Below are 24,906 nucleotides of genomic sequence, written 5' to 3' on the forward strand. Positions count from 1 at the left end.
CATGGTGATTTGACTAGCCGACACTGAATACCTCCTCGTCTTCAACGCGGATGACTTGAACAAACACGGAAGAGAAACCGCATCCGAGCGCGGCGGCCAGGGTCGACCGCACCGCGGCCACGATGCCCTGCACCCGTGCGGAGGAATGACTGCGGCGGCAGAAGATCCTGACAACCGGCCCGCCCCCCGGCTCTCGGTTCCAGTCCGCGCGCCAGGCCAGCGCGGGATCGACGGGATGCCAGAACGCCCAGACTTTGTCGAGCGGGATATCGGATACGGCGCACACGGCTTCGCAGACCTGCTGCAGAAGCAATGACACGCCGTCTCCGGTGTGTCGATGCAGGATGTGAATGACAGGCATGGTTGGCTCGGGAATCGTCTTATCGAGCTTGTGCTTCGATGAAGCAGGTCCGGACGGGCACCGTGTAGCCCCGGTCGTCACGGCGCACGCCGATCGCGTCGAGCGTCGCCTGGGGCGTCCCGTCGAGCAGCGCGACCATCGCCGCGTGCGCGGCGTCGCCGGAGTTGGCGATATCGCACCAGCGCGCGAGACCGACCCCGCCCGGGCGCTCGGTGAGGTCGCGCTCCAGCGTCTCGACGCGCAGCCCCGCGTTCTCGAGCAGTTCGCGCCAGCGCGCAATGGTATAGCTGCGGATGTGGGTCGGATCGTGGAGCACCTCCAACTGATGGTTCACGCCGTCGCATTCGGGATCGTCGTCGCCTTGCAGATCGATGATGACGACGCTGCCGTCGGGCCGGAGAATGCGCCGGAATTCGGCGAGGGCCCGAGCAATGTCGTGGAAGTGATGCGCGGCCAACCGGCAAACCACGAAGTCGAAGCCCCGATCGGGCAGCGGCATCGATTCGGCATACGCCTCGACCGCGCGGACTGGCGCCCCTCTGGCCTGACCCAGCGCGACGAAGTTGCGCAGCATGTTGGGCGACGGATCGACGCCGCACATCAATTTCGCGCGTCCCAGAAACGCGAACGCCGAATGGCCGGCGGCGCACGCGACGTCGCAGACGTCCAGGTCCGTCCGCCCGTTGCTGAGCGAACGCAGCATCGTGAGAGAAGGACTGGTCTCGTGAACCTCGCTGCTCGCGTAGTTGTCAGCAATCGCGTCGAATCTTGCGCTCGCGTGCGTAGACGACATGGGTGTGGCTCCCGTTTATCCGATCAAGACAACCTGACAAGGCCTTCGTCGCGCGCCGCCGATCGATGGTGTTTCGCTCCGGCGGAAACGCTGCCCGGCATTGCAAATCCGACGTATCACTTCGCACACAGACTAAATTAAATCGCCGCCGCGCAGACAGTTCGTTTTGTCTCAGAAAGATGCCAATTTGTCTCACGCCGGCATTGCATGAATCGCGGGCAAAACCGGTCACGGAAATCCGTCCGAAAAGATGACGCCCGCAAGCAATTACTTTAATCATTTACGAACGATCAACTTTCACATTTAACTTTTCGACCCCGCTTCATCCTGCGCGTTCGACACCCATGCCGCGCCGTCACAAGAGGTTCGCAAAATCATTTCTCTCACCCGAACGGCGCACGCTCTCCGCCGGCCGCCGGCCGCCGGCATCGCTGCAATGCGTCAGCGCCGTCGTACGCGCCGCGCCTCGAGTTCAATCAACATGATTTCTCTCCAATTTCGCTGACGATCGGCGGATTGCCGAGTGAGACAAATCCACATCTTTCTGAGACAAAACGAGCTAACACGTAACGACGACTTTACTTAGTCTATCCATCAGGAATAAATCGATGAATGAAACCCCCGACAAATAGGGTTGATTCAGCTCACAAAATCAATTAGGCGACTCAATAAAATGCTCGCGCCGCGGCTCGCGCACCGCACGGGGAATACATGTTCCCGCTCGGCACTCGGCGGGCCATGTTCGACGGAAGAAAATATTTCGGATTATCAAATATGCAGAGCCATCAATCCACCTCGGTGGGATCTCGCGATATCGCTCCCCATGCACAGGATCTCCCGCAGGCGCAGGCCGTCCTGCAAGCGGGAGACGCCGCTCCCGACTTCTCCCTGCCTGCCTCCCGGGCAGGCCGCCCGCTGAACTACGCGCTGAAGGACGCGCTGCGCAAAGGCGCCGTGGTGGTCTATTTCTACCCATCCGCCTTCACGAGCGGATGTAACGCTCAGGCGCACGCGTTCGCCCGCGACATCGACCAGTTCGCCGCCGCGGGCGCCTCGATCGTCGGTGTGTCGCTCGACAGCATCGAGCGACTGCATGCGTTCTCGGCCGATCCCCAATACTGCGGCGGCAAGTTTCCTGTCGCGTCAGATGCGCAAGGCCGGGTGGCCCGCGCTTTCGGCCTGGCCGTCGAGCCCGCACCTCCCGGCAAAACCGACACGCGCGGCGATCCCAACGACCATGACCGAGTGCCGCGCACGACGTTCGTCATCGCCCCGCACGGCAAGGTGGCCGCCACGATCGCGGGCGCGAGTGCGGTCGAGCATGCGGAACAGGCGCTCGCGTGGGTTCGACGCTTGTCGGCGGACAACACGAATGCGCGCTGAAGAAGCCGCCGGGCGACGCTCCCCGCCGTCGATCCGAACAGTGCGGGGCGACGGCCCCGTTCCATCACACAGTCGTCGTGCGACAACAATCAACTGAGAGGCCTCAATGAACGTCAGAGCGTGTGACTTTCCGGAGACGATCGAATACGAGCCCAATCTGGGCGCGCTTCTCGACCGGCACCCGGAACTGCAGATCGAACGGGACGACTACAACATCAACGTCACCGCGAACTACGGTGAGCGCCTCGAGCCCGATGCGCTGTTCGAGCGCTACAAGCAACATCCCGGGCAGGGCAAACCCGCGCATCTGTACTATCACTTTCCGCTGTGCGAGTACATCTGTCACTTCTGCAACTACGTCAAGCAGCTCGCCTCGCCGACATCGCGCGGCGCCCAGCTCGATCGCTGGACGGATGCGTTGATCAAGGAGTCCACGCTGTACGCCCGGCAGGTTCCGTGGGTCACCGGCGCGCTGATCGAATCCTTCTATATCGGCGGCGGCACGGCCGCTGTCCTCACTCCGGCGCATCTGAAGCGCATTCTCGATCACGTCCGGTCGACGTTCCACGTGACGCCGGAATGCGAGCTGAACATCGAAGGCAATCCGGACAATTTCTGCGACATCGACAAGGTCCGAGCGCTCGGCGACATCGGGTTCAACCGCTTCAGCGTCGGCGTGCAATCCTTCACGCCGGAGGTGAACCAGTTCACCAATCGCGGCCATACGCCGGACATGTCGCGCCAGGCGATCCTCAACCTGCGCAGTACCAGCTTCCCATTCAACGTCGACATGATGTTCGGCCTTCCGCATCAGACGCCCGAAACGGTCTCCGAGGATCTGCGCACGCTCGTCGAACTCAGGGTCCCGACCATCACGATCTATCGGCTGCGCAACGCGGATCGGCAGTCAATGGGGATCGGCAACCGGGCAGTGTGGAACGTGCCCAAGGTTCGCAACCGGCTCGTCGAGCAAGGCCTGTTTCCGACGCTCGGCGCGACTTACGAGATGCGCGAGCGCGCGGTCGAGCATCTCGTGCGAAACGGCTATCAACCGAGCCCATGCGGATGGTGGAGCCTGCCCGGCACGTATCGCGAAGGCAACATTCCTCGCGTGTCCCGCAACAAGTGGCAGCGCTTCGATACCATGCTGGCGTTCGGCCCCGGCGCATACGGCTGGCTCGCGGGCGCCAACCGGAGCGTGATCCAGACGCACAACAGCTCAGACATCAGCGGCTACCTCCATCACATGGAATCGAGCGACACGCCGCCGCTCGCCTTCGGGCGTCTGCTTACCGGCAATCAGGCCGTCGGCACCGCGCTCGGTTTCGCGTACAAATCCCGTCAGCCGATCGAGATCGACCGCTTCAGGCGCGAATACGGCGTGGATCTCGTCGAGGACGAGCCTTTCAAGACCGTCTTCTCGGAACTCCTGTCCAAGGGCCTGATCCGGTCGACCGACAACGGCAACGCATTCCTGCCCACATTGAACGGAGAAGCGCTGCACGAGGAAATCATCTCGGTGTACCTGCACGAGCGCATCGGTTCGTTCACCACCGCGGTCTGCAACAAGGTGGCCTGAACGCCGGCCTTCGCACGCCGGTAATCCGTCCGGCCGGACGGCCGATCGCGAGCGAATCGCGTCGGCCGCCCAGCCGATTCGCGCGCAACGCGGCCGCGCGGTCGGGGAAACGCCGCCTGACGATCGGACTCAGCGCCGACATTCCGTGCCCATGATCGTGACAACATCCAACGAACCGCGCATTCGCCGTCACTCCCCGTTCGTCGCCGCGGTGCGGACTCCGCTTGCCGGCGTGTGGGTCGGCATCCGTTTTCTGCTCATTCCGTTGCTCTGGCTGCACTACCGCGCGGGCAGCCGGATGGATTGGGCGTTTTCGGTGGACGCCTTCATGAAGCGATCGCTGTATCCGCTCACCGAGACACCGGACGATGTGCTGAAGCGCGACCTGGAACTTCCCGCATCCGTCCAAAGCCGGCACGACATCGCCGAGCCGGCCGACGGCGAAACCGATGCGGTTTCTCCTCCGCGCTCCGGGAACGGATGGGCGCGCCTCGGCCATCATCCGATCGATCTCGCGCGATTCGCGAACGGCCGGCCGCTGCTGCTCATTCTGTATCGAGGCAGTTGGTGCCCCTACTCCAGGCTTCATCTCGCCGATCTCTCAACGGTGGCCCGTCGCCTGGAAACCCTCGGCGTTGCCGTTCTGGCCGTCAGCGCCCGCCGTCACGACGACTGGTGGCGCGCAAAGGGCATCTCGCTCGCATTCGCCGCGGATCCGGACGGCAACTTGTTTCAAGCGATGGGCGTTCGCATCGCCCCGCCGCTGTCGCATCGCGTGTGGGGCATGCTGCTGCCGCACGAGAGCGGCTTCCTGTTCGACCGGAACGGGAATCTCGTGGCTGCGGACGTGCGGCGACTCAATCCGACGAAAACCAGGCAGACGTTCCTCTCGGCGACACGATGGCTCGCGCTCGCGCACGAGCTCGCCGACGCGGAGCGGATTGCGCGGCAGAACTTCTGAACCGGCCACGATCGTCCATCGACATGCATCCGACCACTGTCGTCTTGGGTACGCTTGCGAGCTTGCTCGCAAGCGTCTGCGCATTCGCCCTCCGCAGAAGCCGGATGCGTTCGCCGGACCGACAGCCGGCGCCGCCGGCGCGCCTCGAATCGTTGTGCGTCGGCGACACGGTCCGCACGTTCCTGCATGTCACGCCGCCGTCCCTGCCTCCGAATGCGCCGCTCGTCATCGTCTTTCACGGCGGCTCCGGTACGCCGGAACAGATCCGGAAATACACGGCGTTCGAATTCGACGCGCTAGCCGACGCGAACGGCTTTGCGCTCGCCTATCCGCGCGGCGTCGGCGGCAACTGGAATACCTGCCAGAAAGGGCGCAAGAACGCGGCGACGCGACGCAACGTCGACGATGTCAGCTTCACGCGAGAAATAATCGCATGGTTTGAATCCGTTTACGGGATCGATCGATCCAGCGTCTTCGTTGTCGGATTTTCGAACGGCGGGCACATGTGCTTTCGCCTCGCGCTCGAGATGACGGACGACCTCGCCGGCTTTGCCGCGATTTCGGCCAATCGGCCCGCGCCGGCCGATTGCAGACACGCTGGCAGGCGCGTGGCGGTGCCGATGATGACGATCAGCGGCACGGCAGATCCGATCAATCCGTACCGAGGCGGCGAACTCTCGCCATACGGCCTGCGTGCGCTCGGTCCGGTACTGTCCGCCGAGGAGACCGCGCGCTCGTTCGCCCGCCCCGACGCCGAGCACCATCGCGACGAAGCGAGCGACCTATTTCCCCGGGATCGCAAGACCCACGCGGTGCGAGATGCATGGGGCGACGAGAACGTGCTGATCACGATTCACGGCGGCGGACACACGATTCCCCAGCCGCGCTACGCGTTCCCGCGCCTGTTCGGCAGAACCAGCACCGCGGTCGACGCGCCGCTTGAAATCTGGCGCTTCTTCCGCATGATCGCGGCGAACCGCGCGCGCGGCCGCGCCGAAGCAAAGGTCGATGCAGTCAGGCTGACCCGCGCGATCCCGTCGCCACGGCCTCGCGGGGCAGCGAACCGGTACCGGCCGTCGCATCGAACGTCCCGGTGCGTGGAGCTGGCTCAACGCTAAACATTGCTGACGAGACGGAGTATCTTATGCTGTCCAATAATGAGATCAAGCGCTACAGCAGGCACCTCATCATGCCCGAGATAGGAATGGATGGGCAGCGCCGCTTGAAGGCGGCCAGCGTACTGTGCGTCGGCGCGGGCGGTCTGGGATCGCCGCTCGCCACTTATCTGGCGGCGGCGGGAGTCGGACGTCTCGGTCTTGTCGACAGCGACGTCGTAGACGTCAGCAACCTGCAGCGGCAGATCCTCCATCACACGTGCGACGTCGGCCGCAGAAAAGTGATATCGGCGAAGGAGAAGCTGAACGCGCAGAACCCTGAAATCGAGATTGTCGTTCACGACGCGATGCTGACGCCCGACAACGCGCTGGACATCTGCGCCGGCTACGACATCATCGCCGACGGCAGCGACAACTTCCCCACGCGCTACCTGATCAACGACGCCTGCGTCCTGCTCGACAAGCCGAACGTCCATGCGAGCATTTTCCGGTTCGACGGGCAGGCGACGGTATTCCACGCGAAGCACGGCCCTTGCTATCGATGCCTGTTCGCCGAGGCGCCCCTTCCCGGCGAAGTCCCCAACTGCGCCGAGGGCGGGGTGCTCGGCGTGCTGCCCGGCCTGCTCGGCGTCGTTCAGGCAACGGAGGTCATCAAGCTGATCCTGGGCATCGGAACGCCGCTCATCGGAAGACTGCTGACGTTCGACGCGCTGAGCATGCGCACGCACGAACTGCGGCTCGCCAAGGATCCGGATTGCCCGATCTGCGGCGCCCGCCCCATCATTCGCGACCTGGTGCGCGAGCAGGCCGCTCAGCCCGCTTGCGGAATGCCGCTTCCCGAGACCGCGGAAATCGGGGCGGCGGAATTGCAATCGATGCTGAGCGATCCGTCGATCAAATTGACGCTGCTCGACGTGCGCGATCCGAACGAGTGGGAAATCTGCCGGATCGAAGGCGCAAAGCACATCCCGATGAGTGTTCTGAGCGGGCGCCTGCACGAGGTCGATCCCGCCGCGGACATCATCGTCTATTGCCTTGCGGGCAAGCGCAGCAGCACGGCCGCCGCGCTCCTGCGCCAGGCCGGCTTCGGGAACGTGCGAAGCCTGTCGGGCGGCATCCGCGCCTGGGCGGCTTGCGTCGATCCCGCGATGCCGATTTATTGATCGTGGCGCTCTGACGTGTCGTTTCGATGAACCAAGGGAGAGCAAATGGGAAAGCCATTCAGGAAGTCGGCACGATCCGGCCCGCTCGCCAACGCCCCGGCCTCCCGCATCAACGACGTCCCGCTTTCGAGAAAACCCGCGCGTCCGCCAGCGCGGCACGCGTTACGCCGGATACCTGACGCGCCGCCGAGCGCGCGCGAAATCCGCACGATCTATTGGGCCCTGATGGTGGTCATCGGCCTCGGCACGCTCGATCAGAGCATCGTCGCAACCGCGCTGCCGCGCATCATGTCCGATCTCGGCGACATCGCCAAGAGCTCGTGGATCGTGACCGCCTACGTGCTGTCCTCCACCACGTCGATGCCGCTTTACGGGAAGCTCAGCGACCAGTTCGGCCGCAAGCGGATGATCTTCATCGCGGTGGTGGTGTTCCTCGTCGGCTCGCTGCTGTGCGGCCTATCGCAAAGCCTGACGGAGCTGATCGCGGCGCGCGTGGTGCAGGGCCTGGGCGCGGGGGCTTTCCTGCCATTGAGCCAGACGATCATCGCCGATCTGATTCCGCCCGCACAGCGCGGGCACAAGCAAGGCGGCATCGCTGCGGTTTTCGCCGCGACGAGCGTGATGGGCCCGCTGCTGGGGGGCGTGATCACCGATGCATTGTCGTGGCACTGGATTTTCCTGATCAATCTCCCGGTAGGCGGCGCGGCGCTGTACAACATCGTCCGCAAGCTGCGCCCCGGGCAGCCCGGCGGCGCGCAGCGAATCGATTACCTGGGATCGCTGCTGATGACGGCGGCCGTCACGGCGTTTCTGCTGGTGCTCTCGCTGGGCGGCTCCGCATGGCCGTGGCACTCGCCGCAGGTCTATGGCAGCGCGGGTGCCGGCCTGGTCTTGACCGCGGCACTGCTTGTCCACCTGCGGCGCACAGCGGCGCCGATCCTGCCCCCGAACCTGTTCGACAACACGGTGTTCAACATCGCGTGCATCGTGATGTCGCTGACATTCATGGGCCTGTTCGGGGCGACACTGTTCCTGCCGCTGTTTTCGCAGCTCGTCAGCGGGACGGGAGCGACCGAATCGGGCCTGCTGATGGTGCCGCTGATGCTGGGCGCGGTCATCTCGTCGGTGATGGGCGGCCGCATCCTGGCGCGCATAGGCCGCTACAAGCCCACGCAAATGGCGGGACTGTCGATCGCCATCGTGGCGTTCGCGCTGCTCGCCTGGTCCATCTCGACCCGCCTCAGCTACTGGTTCATCGAGCCCTGCGTCTTCATGCTCGGAATCGGACTGGGTCTCGTCATGCCGAACATGACAGTCGCGGTCCAGAACGCGCTGCCGGTCGCGCAGCGCGGCGTCGGCACCGCGATGCTGACATTCTTTCGCTCGCTGGGCGGGCTGGTCGGGATTGCCGGATCGAGCGCGATCATCGCGAGTCAGTTGCCAGCCACCGAAGCCGCCGCGCGCACGGCGCTCGCCGGGCATCATCTAAGCGGCCCGATCCACCAGGCGGCCGGCGGCCTGGCGGACATCTACCGCAGTTCGATCGCCGAAACGTTCGCGGTCGGCTCGGCGATCGTCGCGCTCGCCCTTGTCGTGCTGTTACGGCTGCCCGAGCTTGCGCTCGTGGATCGGGACGACGCGCCGCCTGACGCCCAGGGAGCGCCCGCACATGATTGAGCCCGCTCGGCCACAACGCCCCTTCCGTTTCGCACGCGACGGCCCTTGCGACGATCGACGCGGAAATCTGCGCGACGGCGACGCCCATCGGCGGCCGGCTGCGCCGATGCGTCCAGCATTGCGCATCCGCGCGCCGGGCTTTTGCGCGCGTCGCGCGCCACCTCATCGTCGGTGGTACGTCCCATGAGCCGCGCCCACGCGGTGGAAGTGCGATCTTGCGCACGGACCGGCGAACCGCATCGGTTCCATGCGACGGTCGACAAATACGCCCCCGAATATCGATTTCGCATATAAATATAGAAATCCAATAGAACTATTAATTCAATCGAATCATCCGGTCTTGGAGAGGGACATGGATAATGTAGAAATATATCGATTTCCAAACATAAAATTCGATGCGAGCAAAGAATTCGAACCCTCGCAAAATCAGGACGCGATGGACGATCTCCGGCGGGGTCAGACTGACGCCGCCGCGCCTGCGGGGCCGGACAGTTTTTTCAGCGGCGCGCATGTCGGCAGCCTGATGCTCGGCACGCTTCGCTACCCGGCGACAATCTCGAACGGCCTCGTCACACATGAGGCCATCCGGACCATACAGCGCACCCATTGCAGTGATTGCGATCACTATTTCTTCTGCGCCTCCCGCGAGCATGCGTGGCAGTCGACATCCGAAACCGGCATCGTTCGCATCGACGCCCGACAGCTCTTCTTTGCCGACCCGGCTCGGCCGCTGTGCATCGACGTTCAGTCCGGCGACGTCGTCATCCTGATCGTTCCGCGCAATTTCATCCCCATCGATCTCTCCTCGCGGCACGGCACCGTATTTTCCGGGCTGATGGCGTCGCTCGCCTCCCAGTACATCGTCGGTCTCGCGGAGCACGTCGGCGCCATCTCCCATGCCGAATCGAAAGCCATCGGCGACGTCACGCTGAATATGCTGCTGGCCGCGACATCTGCGGCCCACGACCCTATCGGGCCCGTTCGAACGAACCTGGAAATCGAATTGACCAGGAAAGTCAAAACCTACATCAACAACCATCTGGAATCGCCGAAATTGTGCGTCGATTCCATTTGCCATGACATCGGCCTCTCGCGCGCCGCGCTATATCGATTATTTTCGAGGGAAAATCTGGGCGTCGCCGAATACATCAAACTTCTTCGACTGAGAAAGATCTATTACATCCTGAGACACTCGACCGAATCCCGCATCCGGATTTCCGAACTCGCCGACCGCTATGGGTTTTGCTACAACTCCTCGTTCGCGAAATTGTTCAAACGTCAGTTCGGCTGCGCGCCGTCGGAGATCAGGCGGAATACCGCGGTCAAGCCGCGCTCGGGCAACGGCAAGGCAACGCAACACGACGTGCCGCTCGATTTCAACGAGCGGCGCCACTTTCCCACTGGAGCTTCCTGAGAAGGCGAACTCGCCGTATCGCGCCGCATCGGCGCTCGCGACAATCGAGCGCGGCCGCCTATTGCCCGCCGCCCAAATAGGTCGCCCAGGCGCAGGCGGCGCTCCTCGACCCACCCCTCGAAAGCCTCGTCGGTCTTGTCGTTCACGTACATCACCTGATACCAGTGCTTGTACGGCTTGTAGACCGTCACGATATCGCCGGGTACGACAAAAATGCGCCTGGTGACGCACGCCGACGCCGGAGCCGAATGGAAGTACGCGCGTCCCGAACCCGTCACCGTCGCCGAAAGCGGCGGCCTGAAATTGTCGTCGGGGCCACTGGTCGCGCTGTTGAGCCGCCGGCTGCCAGCGGCTTGCCGAACGCGTTTTCACGGCCGGCGCCGCAACGATCCGGACATCGAACGAAAAGCGGTTCGCCCGCGTCAGCCCGCTTTCGCGGCGCGCTTTCTCTTCGCCGCGCTCGCGGCCGCTGGCGCTTGCGGCGGCGGCGCTCCCGTGCGCAACAGGAACTGCACCGCATGATCGGCGAGCGCGTCGAGCCCCAGCGCCCCATCCGGCTTGTACCACTGCGCGACCCAGTTCAACGCGCCGAACATCAGCAACCGGTCGACCGGCGTCGGCGCGGGCCAGTCGCCCGCCGCCCGCAGCCGTGCGATCACGCCGTCCCATACCGCCTCGTAACGATCCTTCAGCTTCAGCACCTTCGCCTGCATCGCTTCGTCGAGCGACTTCCATTCGTACAGCAGCACCGGAATGAAATCGTGATCGGGCGATACGAGCGTCTGCAAGTGCGTGTGCACGAGCGCGCGAAACGCGTCGCGCGCGGGCAGGTTCTCGACGTCGAGCGCCTCGATCCGCGCGAGCGCGTTCGACATCCCCTGCTCCATCACGGCAACGAGAATGTCCTGCTTCGTCTTGAAGTAATAGAACCAGCTTCCCGCCTGCACGCCTGCTGCTGCGGCGATGTCGCGGACCGTCGTTCGTTCGTATCCCTGCGTGCGGAACAGCTTCGCGGACTTGAGGATCAGCTCGTCGCGCAGCGTCGCGCTCTCGCCCTTCACGGGACGCCCGCGCTTGCGCGCGGCCTGAGGTATGGCGCTCATGGAATCACAATGCGATGTTTCGAACCGGCGCTCGCCGCCGCGAAGCCGCGGCGACGCCCGTCATTCGAGCGATTATCGGCGAGTTTCAAACGCTTGCAAAGCCGATCCGCCCGCGCGCGCCGTTTTGGCCGAGCCAAACAAGCGACGAGCGGCCGCTCTCGTGGCAACGCATGTGCGTTCCGTATGCAAACAGCCCCTAGCAGGCTGTTGAAAAGCCCTCCGTCATGACAACCGGAGCGCTGGTTAAAAGGATTTCACGTGCGATCAAGCGGTGAATTACAGCAGCACCATGCAAATCTCCCGGCTGGTGGACATGCCAGCCGGCATGCCGACGCACGTCGGCCCCGCTCAGGCGGCTTATTGCGCAACTCGGGGCGACGCCACCGTCAGTATTCGAGCCATGCGAGTCAGGTTACTGGCGAGCATCGTCAGCTTGAAGTGCTGATCGACGCGCCGGATGCCGCGATACACCGTCTGCCGAATCCGGCCCACCGTCTTGCCCCAACCGAAGTGCTCTTCGATGCGTTTGCGGATGACTTGGCTGATCCGGTAGCCGGCATGCCGCGAGGTGCGGCCGTCGATCGCGCTGCCGCCTTGGCGGGTGTCGTTGCGTGCCACGTGCGGCGTCACCTTGCGTGCCCGGCAATCGCCAACGAAGTCGCGCATGTCGTAACCCTTGTCGGCGCCCAGCGTCTTGGCATGGCGGCCCGGTACACAATCAAGCAAGCGCAGGGCGCTCGCGCGTTCGGCAAAGCCGTCGGCATGGCTCACCACGGCACCCACCACCAGGCCCGAGCGGTTCTCCATGAGAATGTGTCCTTGGTAAGCGAGGATGGCCCCGCTTTGCTTGCTCTTCCTGAACAGGCGTGCATCCGGATCGGTACTCGACTGGTGTGTCTCGTTGCTGCGCCGCTGGCCACGCCAGTCAGTGTCGGCGTTGCGAGCGCCACCCGCGGGCGGCTCGTCGCCCGGGCCGTCCTTGGGGCGGAAACTCTTGTGGCTGGCCCAGGCCTGGATCAGCGTGCCATCGACCGAGAAGTGCTCGCGCGAGAGCAGGCCACGCTGCTCGGCCAAGCCCATGACCTTGGTGAAGAACGCTTCGACGACCTCGTGTTCGAGCAGCCGGTCGCGGTTCTTGGAAAACGTCGAGTGGTCCCACACGGCGTCCTCGATCGCCAGCCCGACGAACCAGCGGAACAGCAGGTTGTAGCGCATCTGCTCCATCAGCATGCGCTCGCTGCGCACCGAGTACAGCACCTGCAGCAGCAACGCCCGCAGCAGCTTCTCCGGCGCAATCGACGCGCGGCCGCTGTCCGCGTAGATCACGCTGAACAATCCGTTGAGCTGCTTGAGCGCTTCGTTGACAAGTTGCCGTACCGGCCGCAGCGGGTGATCGGCCGGCACGAAGTCTTCCAGCTTGACCGTTGTGAACAGCGGTTCTTGCATCTCGTCCATTCCGCGCATCGCTCTCATTGCCCAAGGTCATGAACACGATATCCATAACGCGCGACTCTCAACGCCCGTTTACGCTGGGCCCAAATTCAACAGCCTGCTAGTACTCGAGCTGCCGCGCGGCGAGGTCCTTCATGATCTCCTCCGCGCCGCCGCCGATCATGTTGACCTTCACCTCGCGGTAAATGCGCTCGGGCCGCGTGCCGCGCATGTAGCCCATGCCGCCGAGGATCTGCACGGCGGCGTCCGCGCAGAACTGCATCGTCTGCGCGGCGAAATTCTTCAGCATGCAGATCGTCGCGACGAGCTCCGGCGCGCGCCTGTCGACGTGATCGATCTGCCACGCGCATTGCTCGAGCCAGGCGCGCGTCGCGCCGATGCGCATCGCCATGTCGACGAGCTTGTGCCGAATCACCTGATGATCGGCCACGCGCTGCCCGAACGTCCTTCGCTGCCGCGCCCAGTCGAGCGCGTCGTCGTAGCAGACTTGCGCGAAGCCGAGCGCCGACGCGGCGAGGCTGAAGCGCTCGAGATTGAAGTTCTGCATGACAAGCGCGAAGCCGCCGCCCTCCGGGCCGATCAGGTTCGCAGCCGGCACGCGGCAATCGTCGAAGCGCAGATGCGCGGTATCGGACGCCCACCAGCCCATTTTCTTCAACGGCGTCTTCGACAAGCCCGGCGTACCGCCGTCGACGAGCAGCAGCGACAGCCCCTTCGCGCCCATCGCGCCCGGATCGGTGCGCACGGCAACCGTGTAGTAATCGGCGCGGATGCCCGACGTGATGAACACCTTCTCGCCGTTCACGACGTAGCGATCGCCGTCGCGCATCGCGCTCGTGCGCAGCGCGGCGACGTCCGAGCCGCCGCCCGGCTCCGTGATCGCGAGCGCCGAGACCTTGCGGCCCGCGAGAATGCCGGGCAGCACGCGCGCCTTCAGTTCATCGCTGCCAGCATGCGCGATCGGCGGCGCGCCGATCGTGTGCGACATCAGCGAGCTGACGACGCCGCCCGCGCCGCAGCGCGCAAGCTCGATCGAGCAGATCAGCCGATGGAACATGTCGACGCTCTCGATCCCGCCGTATGCGTCCGGAAAACCGATGCCGAGCAGCCCGACTTGCGCTGCCTTCTCGTACAGCTCGCGCGGAAACTCGCCCGCCTCGTCCCAGTCGTTCACGTAAGGCGAGATCTCCTTGGCGACGAAGCGGCGCAGCGTGTCCTGCCATTCGATGTGTTCGGGCCGGTAGTACGCCGGGTTCGGGGTCATGGGATGCATCGGTGCCTCCTGTCGGTTCGCCGGGCCGGCCTTCCGGGGGCCTGCTTTCCGGGGGGAACGGCCTTCGCGGAACGGCGTCGTTCGTGCCGATTCTAGGAACCCTCTAAAAATAAATCAATCGATTGATTTATTGGATTCGCGGCGCTACGATGCGCACATCGCACGGCGGCATCCGGCTCCCCGGCGAACGCGCCGCAGCAGCGAAAGGCCGTGGTCGCCAGCGGCGCTCGTGCTCGCCACGCGCACCGCGCGGGCGAGTACGAGCGCCGTTTCCGGACGATCTGTTTCCCGACTGACGGAAGACTTCCCATGGGATATCGCTCACAACTTCGCGCAGGCAGCTTCGACGGCAAGGTCGCGCTCGTCACGGGCGGCGGCAGCGGCATCGGCCGCTGCTGCGCGCACGAGCTCGCATCGCTCGGCGCGCACGTCGTGCTGCTCGGCCGCAACGCGGACAAGCTCGCGAACGTGTCGGCCGAGATCCACGAGGACGGCGCTCGCGCGGACGCGATCGCATGCGACATCCGCGACGAGGACGGCGTCCGGCGGGCGGTCGCGCAGATCGTCGAGCGGCACGGCCGCGTCGATCTGCTCGTCAATAACGCGGGCGGCCAGTTTCCCGCGCCGCTCGAGCAGATCAGCGCGAAAGGCTGGCAGGCGGTGCTGAACACGAACCTGCTCGGCGGCTTTCTCGTCGCGCGCGAGTGCTATCTGCAATCGATGAAGCCGCGCAAGACGGGCGCGATCGTCAACATCATCGCCGACATGTGGCACGGGATGACCGGCATGGGCCACAGCGGCGCCGCGCGCGCCGGCATGCTGAATTTCACCGAGACGGCCGCCGCCGAATGGGCGCCCGTGCGCGTGAACGCGGTCGCGCCCGGCTGGATCGCGTCGAGCGGCATGGACACGTATCCCGATTCGATCAAGCCGATGCTGCGCGGCCTGCCGAAGATGGTGCCGCTCGGCCGCATCGGCAACGAGGCCGAAGTGTCGGCTGCGATCGCGTTCCTGCTGTCGGACGCCGCGTCGTTCATCAGCGGCGCGTGCCTGCGCGTCGACGGCGGCGCGCCGAATGCGCGCCGTCACTTCGCGATGCAGCCCGCCGACGCGAACGCGCCGTTCGACGGCTTCCATCGCGCGACCGTGCCCGAACTCTTCAAGCGCTGACATGCCGATCTTCGACTCCCGCCTCGACACCGCAAGCGCCGCGTTCCGCGACAACGCCGATCACATGCGCACGCTGATCGCGCAATGGCACGCGCTGAACGCACGCGCCGCGGACGAATCGGCGAAGGCCGGCCCGCGCTTCGACAAGCGCGGGCAACTGCTGCCGCGCGAGCGGCTCGCGCTGCTCGTCGACGCCGGCGCGCCGTTTCTCGAGCTCGCGTCGCTCGCCGGCTATCTGGTCGGCGAAAGCGACCCGGACAAGTCGGTGCCGGGTGCTGGGCTCATCGGCGGCATCGGCTACGTGAGCGGCACGCGCTGCATGATCGTCGTCGCCGATTCGGGCATCGACGCGGGCGCGCTGCAACCGATGGGCCTCGAAAAATTCCAGCGGCTGCAGCGAATCGCGCTCGAGCACCGGCTGCCGTTCGTGCATCTCGTCGAATCGGCGGGCGCGAACCTGATGCAATACCGCGTCGAGGAATTCATTCATGGCGGCCGCCATTTCTTCCAGCTCGCGAAGCTGTCCGCCGCCGGCATTCCGGTGCTCACGCTCGTGCACGGCTCGTCGACCGCGGGCGGCGCGTACATGCCGGGGCTGTCCGACTACGTCGTGATGGTGCGCGGCCGCGCGAAGGCGTTTCTCGCCGGCCCGCCGCTGCTGAAGGCCGCGACAGGCGAGATCGCGACCGACGAGGAGCTCGGCGGCGCGACGATGCATGCCAGCGTGTCGGGTCTCGCCGAATACGTCGCGGACGACGACGCCGACGGCATCCGGCTCCTGCGCGAGCTCGTCGACAAGCTCGGCTGGCGCGAACGCGAAGCGGCGCTGCCCACGGGCGTGGAGCCCGCGCTCGATTCCGAAGGACTGCTCGGCATCCTGCCGCGCGACGGCAAGAAGCCCGTCGACATGCGCGAGGTGATCGCGCGGCTCGTCGACGCATCGGATCTTCTGGAGTTCCAGCCGTCGTACGGGCCGTCCACCGTTTGCGCGCACGCGCACCTCCACGGCATGCCCGTCGGCATCGTGACGAACAACGGCCCGCTCGATCCCGCCGGCGCGACGAAGGCGACGCACTTCATTCAGGCGTGCTGCCAGAGCGACGTGCCGCTCGTCTATCTGCAGAACACGACGGGCTTCATCGTCGGCAAGGAGTCCGAACGCGCGGGAATGATCAAGCACGGCGCGAAGATGATCCAGGCGGTATCGAACGCGACCGTCCCGCAGGTCACGATTCTCTGCGGCGCATCGTTCGGCGCCGGCAATTACGGAATGTGCGGCCGCGGCTTCGATCCGGCGTTCGTGTTCTCGTGGCCGAACGCGCGCACCGCGGTGATGGGCGCCGAGCAGGCGGCGCTCACGATGGCGATCGTGACGGAAGGCGCGGCGCGCGCGAAAGGCATCGAGCCCGACCGCACGCGGATCGACGCGCTGCGCGAGAAGATCGTCGCGAATTTCGAGCGCCAGACGCACGCGTTCTACACGTCCGGCCGCATGCTCGACGACGGCGTCATCGATCCGCGCGACACGCGCCGCGTGATCGCACTGGCGCTCGCCGTCTGCCGCGCCGGCCGCCGCCAATCCGTCCAGCCGCTCACGTTCGGCGTCGCCCGCCCCTGATCTGGAGACATCATGCACTTCACCGAAGAACACGAAGCGATCTCGCGCACCGTCAGGCGTTTCATCGAGCAGGAGGTCAATCCGCACGTCGACGAATGGGAGGAAGCCGGCATCTTTCCCGCGCACGACGTATTCAGGAAGCTCGGCGCGCTCGGCATGCTCGGCCTGAGCAAGCCCGCCGCGTTCGGCGGCGGCGGCCTCGACTACAGCTACGAGCTCGTGATGGCCGAGGCGCTCGGCGTCTGCGCGGCGGGCGGCGTGCCGCTCGCGATCGGCGTGCAGACGAACATGGCGACGCCCGCGCTCGCGCGCTTCGGCTCCGACGCATTGCGCGACGAGTTTCTCGCGCCCGCGATCGCGGGCGAGCAGGTGTCGTGCATCGGCGTATCGGAGCCGGGCGCGGGCTCGGACGTCGCGTCGATCCGCACGAGCGCGCGCCGCGACGGCGACGACTACGTGATCGGCGGCACGAAGCTCTGGATCACGAACGGCACGCAGGCCGACTGGATGTGCTGCCTCGCGAACACGTCAGACGGGCCGCCGCACCGGAACAAATCGCTGATCGTCGTGCCGCTGAAATCGAAGGGCGTGCACATCGAAAAGAAGATCCGCAAGATCGGCATGCACTCGTCGGACACCGCGCAGATCTTTTTCGACGACGTGCGCGTGCCGCGCCGCAACCTGATCGGCGAGGAAGGCCTGGGCTTCACGTACCAGATGCTGCAGTTCCAGGAGGAGCGGCTCTACGGCGCGGCGGCCGCGCTCGTCGTGCTCGATCGTTCGATCGACGAAACGATCGACTACACGCGCCAGCGCAAAATCTTCGGGCGGCCGGTGCTCGATCATCAGGTCGTCCATTACCGGCTCGCCGAGCTGAAGACCGAGGTCGAGGCGCTGCGCGCGCTCACGTATCGCGCAACGGAGCTGTACGTGCAAGGCGGCGACGTGACGACGCTCGCGTCGATGGCGAAGCTGAAGGCGGGACGCCTCGCGCGCGAAGTCACCGACAGTTGCCTGCAGTTCTGGGGCGGCATGGGCTTCGCATGGGAATCGAGCATCTCGCGCACGTACCGCGACACGCGCCTCTTCTCGATCGGCGGCGGCGCGGACGAAGTGATGCTCGGCATCATCTGCAAGAAGCTCGGCACGCTGCCGCGGGAGTGACGCGCGATGACCGGGACGACTTCCTCGACGCTCGCGCCGCTGCATGTCGCGCACGCGAACGGCATCGTGTTCGCGACATTGAATCGGCCCGCCAGGCGCAACGCGCTGAGCGACGATCTCGTCGCGGCGCTCGACGCGGAGTGCGAGCGCGCGGCCGGTGACGACACCGTGCGCGCGTTCGTGCTGCGCGGCGCGGGCGGCGTGTTCTGCGCGGGCGGCGATTTCGGCGGCTTCAGCGCGATGATGCGCGAGCCGGCGCCCGCCGGCGAGCCGGACCCGATCGCGGCGTCGAATCGCCGGTTCGGCGCATTGCTCGACAAGCTCGCGGCGTTGCCGATGCCGACGCTCGCCGTCGTCGAAGGCGCGGCGGCGGGCGGCGGCTGCGGGCTCGCGGCCGCGTGCGATCGCGTGCTGATCGCGAGCGACGCATATCTTTCGATACCCGAAACATCGCTCGGGCTGCCGCCCGCACAGATCGCGCCGTTCATCGTCGCGCGCGCGGGCGCCGCGCGCGGCCGCTGGCTGATGCTGACGGGCCGCCGTCTGTCGGCCGCCGACGCGCTGCATGCGTGCCTCGTCGACGAAATCGCGGGCGCGGACGGCATCGACCGGCTGTTGCGCAGCGAGCTTGCGCGCGTGCTCGCATGCGAACCGGCCGCGCAGCGCGCGACGAAGCGCATCGTCGCCACCGCGTTGCGCCGCGAGCGCGGCGCCGTCCTCGATGCGGCCGCCGGCGAGTTCGCGGCCGCGCTGCGCTCGGGCGCCGTCGCCGAAGGGCTCGCCGCGTTGTCCGGCAAGCGCTTGCCCCACTGGGCGAGCGACGCGCCCGCGCCGCCGGAGGCTCAATGAGCGCGCGCCGCTTCACCCGGCTCCTGATCGCGAACCGCGGCGAGATCGCGGTGCGCATCGCGCGCACCGCACGGCGGCTCGGCATCGCGACGATCGCGGTCCATTCCGAAGCGGATGCGCGCAGCCCGCACGTCGCCGCCTGCGACGACGCGGTAGCAATCAGCGGCGCGACGCCCGCCGAGCCGTATCTGTCGATCGACAAGCTGATCGACGCCGCGCTGAAAAGCGGCGCGCAGGCGATTCATCCGGGCTACGGCTTCCTGTCCGAGAATGCGGCGTTCGCGCGACGCATCGCCGACGCGGGCCTCGTGTTCGTCGGCCCGCGCGCCGACTCGATCGACGCGATGGGCGACAAGGCGCGCGCGCGCCGCCGGATGGCCGCGGCCGGCATTCCGGTCGTGCCCGGCTACGACGGCGACGATCAGGGCGAAGCGCGCATCCTTTCGGAAGCCGAACGAATCGGCTTTCCGGTAATGCTGAAGGCGGCGGCGGGCGGCGGCGGGCGCGGGATGCGCCGCGTCGATACGCGAGACGCGCTGCCCGCCGCGCTGAAGCTCGCGGTGTCCGAGGCGCGGCACGCGTTCGGCGACGGCCGGATGATCGTCGAGCGCGCGGTGATCGAGCCGCGCCACGTCGAGGTGCAGATATTCGCCGATGCGCACGGCCACGTCGTCCATCTCGGCGAGCGCGATTGCTCCGTGCAGCGCCGTCATCAGAAGATCGTCGAGGAAGCGCCGTCGCCCGTGGTCGACGCCGCGCTGCGCGCGCGGCTAGGCGCAACGGCCGTGGCCGCCGCGCGCGAGATCGGCTACGTCGGCGCGGGCACCGTCGAATTCCTGCTCGATCGCGAAGGCCGGTTCTACTTCATGGAAATGAACACGCGGCTGCAAGTCGAGCATCCGGTGACGGAGCTGATCACCGGGCAGGATCTCGTCGAATGGCAACTGCGCGTCGCGCAGGGCGACGCGTTGCCGCTCGCGCAGCAGGACATCCGGCTCGACGGCCATGCGATCGAAGTGCGTCTCTGCGCGGAAGATCCCGCCGACGATTTCCTGCCGCGCACGGGCAGCGTGCTGACGTGGCGGCCGGGCCGCCATGCGCGCTGCGATCATGCGCTCGCCGACGGCATCGCGATCAGCCCGTTCTACGATTCGATGCTCGGCAAGCTGATCGCGCACGGCGGCTCGCGCGCGCAGGCGCTCGACCGGCTCGCGCACGCGCTCGACGACACGGTACTGCTCGGCGTGCCGACCAACCGCGCGTTTCTCGCGCGCGTGCTGCGGCATCCCGCATTCGCCGACGGGCGCGCGGTATCCACCGCGTTCGTCGCCGAGCACTTCCCCGACAACGACAGCCGCCGCTGCGCGCCGACGGAAGCGGCGTGGGCGATCGCCGCGTGGCTGTCGGTCGCCGCCGTCGATCGCGCCGACGCGTTGCCGCCGGCGTGGCGCGGCTGGCGCAACGGCGCGCCGCTGCCGGTGCCGTATCGGCTGTCGTCGGCAAACGCAAACGCGGGCGCGGAGCACGCGCAGGCGCGACGCGGCATCGTGACGATCGATCGGCAGCGCGCCGTCGTGCACGCGCACGGCCGCTCGCCGATCGCGCTCGATGCTGCCCGGCCCGCGCGCCCCGGCGAGCCGTCGACGGTCGCGATCGACGGCCGCGCGCACGCGTACTGCTTCGCGATCGCGCACGGCCGCCTGTGGCTGCAAGTCGACGGCGTCGATCACGCGTTCGCGATCCACAACCGCGAAGGCCGGGCGAGCGCCGGCGCGGCCGGCGGCGACGGCGTGCTGCGCGCGCCGATGAACGGCCGCGTGATCGCGGTCGACATCGACGAAGGCGCGACAGTCCGCGCCGGGCAGACCGTCATGGTGCTCGAAGCGATGAAGATGGAGCACGCGATCACCGCGCCGTTCGCGGGCCGGGTCGCGTCGCTCGGCACGCGCGCGGGCGAGCAGGTCGCGCCCGGCCAGGTGCTCGCGCAACTCGAGCCGCAAGCCGGCTGAATGCGGCCGCATTCGATACAAGGAGATCTTCCGATGAGCCATCCCGTCGTCATCACGTGCGCGCTGAACGGCATCTTCACGGACCCGAAGCAATTCAACGTGCCCGTCACGCCCGAGCAGATGGCGCGCGAAGCAAAGGGCGCGTACAACGCCGGCGCGTCGTGCGTGCATGTGCACTTCCGCCGGCAGGAGCCGGACCGCGGCCACCTGCCTTCGTGGGACCCGCGGCTCGCGGCCGAGATCGCGCAGGCGATCCGCGAGGCGTGCCCGGGCGTGATCTTCAATCAGTCGACGGGCATCGTCGGGCCGAACGTCGACGGGCCGCTCGCGTGCATCCGCGCGATCCGCCCGGAGATCGCCGCATGCAACGCAGGCTCGCTCAACTATCTGAAGGTGAAGGCGGATGGCGCATGGGCATGGCCGCCGATGCTGTTCGACAACCCGGTCGAGAAAGTCGCTTCGTTTCTCGCGACGATGGCCGAGACGGGCGCGGTGCCCGAGTTCGAATGCTTCGATACCGGCATCGTCCGCTGCATCGACATGTACGCGCGCGCCGGCCTGTTCGAGGGACGATCGAACTACAATTTCGTGATGGGCGTAGAGTCGGGCATGCCCGCCGATCCCGAGCTGCTGCCGATCCTGATCCGGCTGCTGCGTCCGGATTCGACATGGCAAGTCACCGCGATCGGCCGCGCGAACATCTGGGCGCTGCATCGGCGCACGGCCGAGCTCGGCGGGCAATTGCGCACCGGGCTCGAAGACACGTTCTATCTGCCGGACGGCGCGCGCGCGACGTCGAACGCGCGGCTCGTCGACGCGATCGCGACGATCGCGCGCGAAGCCGGGCGCGAGATCGCATCGCCGCGGGATGCGCGGCGGATACTCGGCACGCGCGCGATACACATGATCGAAAGGTGAGCATTTTCGGGAGGCGATCGAAGCCGCCCCGAACCGGCGAAAACCGGCGCGCGTCGGCGCGGCTCGAATGCGCCGGATAGGCCAAGGCAACGAACGACACACGAACCGGGACCGCGGCCGCGTTGCGCGCACGCGGCTCGCAAGGAGACGACATTGACCTCGATCGCCCCGGGCAACCTGCCCCTCGAACGCCTTCAGCACTGGGAACGCGCGCGCGCCGACGACGTATGGCTCGTGCAGCCGACGGGCGGCGGCGACGTGCGCCGCTTCACGTGGCGCGAGGCCATCGACGAAGCGCGCCGCATCGCCGCACATCTGCGCGCGCTCGATCTGCCGCGCGGATCGAACATCGCGATCCTGTCGAAAAACTGCGCGCACTGGATACTCGCCGATTTCGCGATCTGGCTGAGCGGCCACGTGTCGGTGCCGCTCTATCCGACGCTCGGCGCCGAATCGGTCCGGCAGGTGCTCACGCACTGCGAAGCGGCGGCGCTGTTCGTCGGCAAGCTCGACGCGTGGGAGCCGATGCGCGCGGGCGTGCCGCCGCAGGTGCGCAGCATTGGCCTGCCCTGTCTGTCCGATGCGTCGTCCGTCGGCGCGACGTGGGACGACATCGTCCGCAACACGGCGCCGCTCGCGGAGCACGTGACGCGCGCGGCCGACGAGCTCGCGACGATCGTCTACACGTCGGGCACGACCGGCGACCCGAAAGGCGTGATGCTGACGTTCAGCGCGCTCGGCTGGTGCGTCGAGCCGGTCTTCGACCTGATCCCGATCGGCCCGGACGACCGGATGATCTCGTATCTGCCGCTGTCGCACGTCGCCGAGCGCGGCTACGTCGAAATGCTGTCGGTGCGCGCGGGCTTCACGATCTACTTCAGCGAATCGCTCGATACGTTCATCGCCGATCTGCAACGCGCGCGGCCGACGTTCTTCATCTCGGTGCCGCGCCTATGGGCGAAGTTCCGGCACGCGGTGGCGAGCCGCCTGCCGCCGGGGCCGATTCCCGACGCGATGAAGCCGCTGATCCTGCAGCAGCTCGGCCTCGATCAGGTCCGCCTCGCCGCGAGCGCCGCCGCGGCGATCGAGCCCGCGCTGCTCAATTGGTATCGCGATCTCGGGCTCGAGCTGCTCGAAGGCTACGGGATGAGCGAAGTGTGCGGCGTGTCGCACTCGTGCCGGCAGCACGACATGCGGCCCGGCTATGTCGGCGCGCCGGTGCGGGACGTCGAGAGCCGCCTCGCCGCGACGGGCGAGATCGAGATCCGCTCGCCCGGCAACACGATCGGCTATTACAGGCGCCCCGATCTGAGCGCCGCGCTCTTCACGCCCGACGGCTTCGTGCGCAGCGGCGACAAGGGCGAGCTCGACGAAGCGGGCCGCCTGAAGATCACCGGGCGCGTAAAGGAAATCTTCAAGACGAGCAAGGGCAAGTACATCGCGCCGTCGCCGATCGAGAGCCGGCTCGCGACGCATCCGTTCGTCGACGCGTGCTGCGTGGTCGGCGCGGGGCTGCCGCAGCCGTGCGCGCTCGTGTCGCTGTCCGACGAGGGCCGCCGGTTCGACGGCGACGGCCGGCGCGCGGCGCTCGAGACATCGCTCGGCGAGCATCTCGAGCGCGTCAACGCAAGCCTCGACGATCACGAGAAGCTGCGCTTCGTCGTGGTCGTCGATTCGATCTGGAACGAGACGAGCGGCTTCGTCACGCCGACGTTCAAGGTGCGCCGCAATCGTGTGGAGGCGCGGTATGCGCCGTTTCTCGAGGCGTGGGATGCGCGCGGGGCGGCGGTCGTTTGGGAGTCCGATGGGGTTTGACGCGTGAGAACACTGCGGGCGTGAACAAGAAACGTAGCCGGCGAAACCGGCAAGAACAGGTTCAACCGCGTCAATCTTCCCGCCTGCCACGGTGGACCATCGCGTGCAACGGTCCGCCGCAAAACTACGCGCGGTCCCTGCGGGCCGCGGAGCACGCCGGCCGATAACGCTCGACGCGCCGTCGCCGCCCGCCAGGAACGCTCCCAAGCACCAGCGCACAGCCGCTCATGATGATGACGGCTCCGATGATCTGGGCGTTCGAGAGGTTCTCGCCCAGCAGAAGCGCCCCGACAAGTACGGCCACGACCGTCACCGCGAATTCGACGCTGATCGCTCGCGTCGCGCCAATCGCCGACACGAGCTTGAAATAGACGACGTAAGCAAATCCGCTCATGACGCTTCCGAGCACGAGCAGATACCCATAATCGACGATATGCGGCACCGAAGCGACCGGCGCGAGCGCGACCAGCGGCAGGGTGAATAAACCGCCGAACAGAAATGAGCCTGCAGTCACTTCCAACGACCCGACATTTTTCAGTCGACTGCTGGTGTAATTGCTGCCGATTGCGGCACAAAGCGAGCCAAGCAGCGAACTGACACAGCCGGATGCAAATGTCGACGTAAAGGGAACAGAAGGAAATCCGACCAGCAACACGATCCCGGCGATGCCGAACGCGAGGCCCATCAGGCCTTGTAGCGTGATGCGCTCGAGGCCCCGCATGTGCCCGATGATCATCGAGAAAAGCGGAATGGTCGCAACCAGGATCGCCGCCATCGCTGTGCCGATTCTGGGCGTCGCGAATGACAGGCCGATCAGTTGGCCGGCCACCGTAGTGGCGCCCACTACCGCGAAATCGCGCCATCGCGCCTTGAAACCTATCTTGCGTCGCGCGCCGACAGCAATGACGAGCAATGTCGCGCTTGCGACGAGTGCGCGCAAGCTGACGGCTCCGATCCATCCAAATACATGAACCACCTTCAGAATCACCAGGAAAGACAGCCCCCAGGTGACCGCGAGCAGCAGGTAAGCGGCTATATTCTCAAGTCGCATCGCATCTTCCGTGGCCTATTCGATTGGAAACTATAGTT

General features: G+C 66.3%; 20 protein-coding genes and 1 pseudogene. 14 read left to right on the top strand and 7 right to left on the bottom strand.

Annotated features, from left to right (window positions below; all coding sequences use genetic code 11):
* Positions 1-13: 13 nt before the first annotated feature.
* The gene (locus WS92_RS02075; RefSeq protein ID WP_009915906.1) at positions 14-361 is read right to left on the bottom strand and encodes a hypothetical protein; all 348 of its coding nucleotides are present in this window, start codon (positions 359-361) and stop codon (positions 14-16) included.
* A 19-nt stretch (positions 362-380) separates the two neighbouring features.
* Positions 381-1,154, bottom strand: a complete 774-nt coding sequence (locus tag WS92_RS02080) for a class I SAM-dependent methyltransferase (RefSeq protein ID WP_006028151.1) — start codon at positions 1,152-1,154, stop codon at positions 381-383.
* Positions 1,155-1,928: 774 nt separating this feature from the next.
* On the opposite strand from WS92_RS02080, the gene WS92_RS02085 reads away from it, so the two are divergent.
* The 7 genes from WS92_RS02085 (at position 1,929) to WS92_RS02115 (ending at position 10,446) form a co-directional block, all read left to right on the top strand.
* Positions 1,929-2,537 (top strand): peroxiredoxin, encoded by a 609-nt coding sequence (locus tag WS92_RS02085; RefSeq protein ID WP_015603668.1) that lies wholly within the window; start codon positions 1,929-1,931, stop codon positions 2,535-2,537.
* Between the two features lie 106 nt (positions 2,538-2,643).
* A complete protein-coding gene (locus WS92_RS02090; RefSeq protein WP_059932977.1) occupies positions 2,644-4,116 on the top strand; it encodes a coproporphyrinogen-III oxidase family protein in 1,473 nt (490 codons plus the stop codon).
* A 151-nt stretch (positions 4,117-4,267) separates the two neighbouring features.
* Complete coding sequence (locus WS92_RS02095) at positions 4,268-5,077, top strand: redoxin domain-containing protein (protein ID WP_059932981.1); 810 nt, start codon at positions 4,268-4,270, stop codon at positions 5,075-5,077.
* A gap of 23 nt (positions 5,078-5,100) precedes the next feature.
* Positions 5,101-6,195 carry a CE1 family esterase gene (locus tag WS92_RS02100; RefSeq protein WP_242425350.1) on the top strand — a complete coding sequence of 365 codons (1,095 nt, stop codon included), beginning with the start codon at positions 5,101-5,103 and terminating at the stop codon, positions 6,193-6,195.
* Between the two features lie 26 nt (positions 6,196-6,221).
* Positions 6,222-7,355 carry a molybdopterin-synthase adenylyltransferase MoeB gene (moeB, locus tag WS92_RS02105; protein ID WP_041862011.1) on the top strand — a complete coding sequence of 378 codons (1,134 nt, stop codon included), beginning with the start codon at positions 6,222-6,224 and terminating at the stop codon, positions 7,353-7,355.
* A 225-nt stretch (positions 7,356-7,580) separates the two neighbouring features.
* Positions 7,581-9,032: an MDR family MFS transporter gene (locus tag WS92_RS02110; protein ID WP_082743799.1), complete on the top strand. Its 1,452-nt coding sequence runs from the start codon at positions 7,581-7,583 to the stop codon at positions 9,030-9,032.
* A 352-nt stretch (positions 9,033-9,384) separates the two neighbouring features.
* A complete protein-coding gene (locus WS92_RS02115; protein WP_141667950.1) occupies positions 9,385-10,446 on the top strand; it encodes a helix-turn-helix domain-containing protein in 1,062 nt (353 codons plus the stop codon).
* A gap of 83 nt (positions 10,447-10,529) precedes the next feature.
* On the opposite strand, the pseudogene WS92_RS36250 reads toward WS92_RS02115, so the two are convergent.
* From WS92_RS36250 to WS92_RS02135, 4 genes and pseudogenes are all read right to left on the bottom strand, one after another.
* A pseudogene (locus tag WS92_RS36250) lies at positions 10,530-10,787 on the bottom strand (hypothetical protein); the annotation flags it as partial.
* Between the two features lie 81 nt (positions 10,788-10,868).
* A complete protein-coding gene (locus WS92_RS02125; protein ID WP_015603268.1) occupies positions 10,869-11,549 on the bottom strand; it encodes a TetR/AcrR family transcriptional regulator in 681 nt (226 codons plus the stop codon).
* A 357-nt stretch (positions 11,550-11,906) separates the two neighbouring features.
* Complete coding sequence (locus WS92_RS02130) at positions 11,907-13,004, bottom strand: IS5 family transposase (RefSeq protein ID WP_082761070.1); 1,098 nt, start codon at positions 13,002-13,004, stop codon at positions 11,907-11,909.
* A gap of 97 nt (positions 13,005-13,101) precedes the next feature.
* Positions 13,102-14,274, bottom strand: a complete 1,173-nt coding sequence (locus WS92_RS02135) for an acyl-CoA dehydrogenase family protein (protein WP_082744035.1) — start codon at positions 14,272-14,274, stop codon at positions 13,102-13,104.
* 309 nt (positions 14,275-14,583) lie between these two features.
* Here WS92_RS02135 and WS92_RS02140 point away from each other — a divergent pair, with 309 nt between their 5' ends.
* The 7 genes from WS92_RS02140 (at position 14,584) to WS92_RS02170 (ending at position 23,817) form a co-directional block, all read left to right on the top strand.
* Positions 14,584-15,444, top strand: a complete 861-nt coding sequence (locus WS92_RS02140; protein WP_009915917.1) for an SDR family oxidoreductase — start codon at positions 14,584-14,586, stop codon at positions 15,442-15,444.
* Between the two features lies 1 nt (position 15,445).
* Positions 15,446-17,062, top strand: coding sequence for an acyl-CoA carboxylase subunit beta (locus WS92_RS02145; RefSeq protein ID WP_015604040.1), 1,617 nt, complete (start codon positions 15,446-15,448; stop codon positions 17,060-17,062).
* A 12-nt stretch (positions 17,063-17,074) separates the two neighbouring features.
* Positions 17,075-18,226 (top strand): acyl-CoA dehydrogenase family protein, encoded by a 1,152-nt coding sequence (locus WS92_RS02150; protein ID WP_059934422.1) that lies wholly within the window; start codon positions 17,075-17,077, stop codon positions 18,224-18,226.
* A gap of 6 nt (positions 18,227-18,232) precedes the next feature.
* The gene (locus WS92_RS02155) at positions 18,233-19,075 is read left to right on the top strand and encodes an enoyl-CoA hydratase/isomerase family protein (protein ID WP_059934423.1); all 843 of its coding nucleotides are present in this window, start codon (positions 18,233-18,235) and stop codon (positions 19,073-19,075) included.
* Positions 19,072-21,084, top strand: coding sequence for an acetyl/propionyl/methylcrotonyl-CoA carboxylase subunit alpha (locus WS92_RS02160; RefSeq protein ID WP_059934424.1), 2,013 nt, complete (start codon positions 19,072-19,074; stop codon positions 21,082-21,084). The genes WS92_RS02155 and WS92_RS02160 overlap by 4 nt, the downstream gene beginning before the upstream one ends.
* 33 nt (positions 21,085-21,117) lie before the next feature.
* The gene (locus tag WS92_RS02165) at positions 21,118-22,002 is read left to right on the top strand and encodes a beta-keto acid cleavage family enzyme (RefSeq protein WP_059934425.1); all 885 of its coding nucleotides are present in this window, start codon (positions 21,118-21,120) and stop codon (positions 22,000-22,002) included.
* A 153-nt stretch (positions 22,003-22,155) separates the two neighbouring features.
* A complete protein-coding gene (locus tag WS92_RS02170; RefSeq protein WP_059934426.1) occupies positions 22,156-23,817 on the top strand; it encodes an AMP-binding protein in 1,662 nt (553 codons plus the stop codon).
* A gap of 124 nt (positions 23,818-23,941) precedes the next feature.
* On the opposite strand, the gene WS92_RS02175 is transcribed toward WS92_RS02170, so the two are convergent.
* On the bottom strand, positions 23,942-24,868 hold the full coding sequence (locus tag WS92_RS02175; protein ID WP_015602778.1) for a DMT family transporter: 927 nt from the start codon (positions 24,866-24,868) through the stop codon (positions 23,942-23,944).
* Positions 24,869-24,906 lie beyond the last annotated feature (38 nt).

It is taken from the genome of Burkholderia sp. MSMB1588, from assembly GCF_001546925.1.
GTDB classification, from domain to species: Bacteria; Pseudomonadota; Gammaproteobacteria; order Burkholderiales; family Burkholderiaceae; genus Burkholderia; species Burkholderia humptydooensis.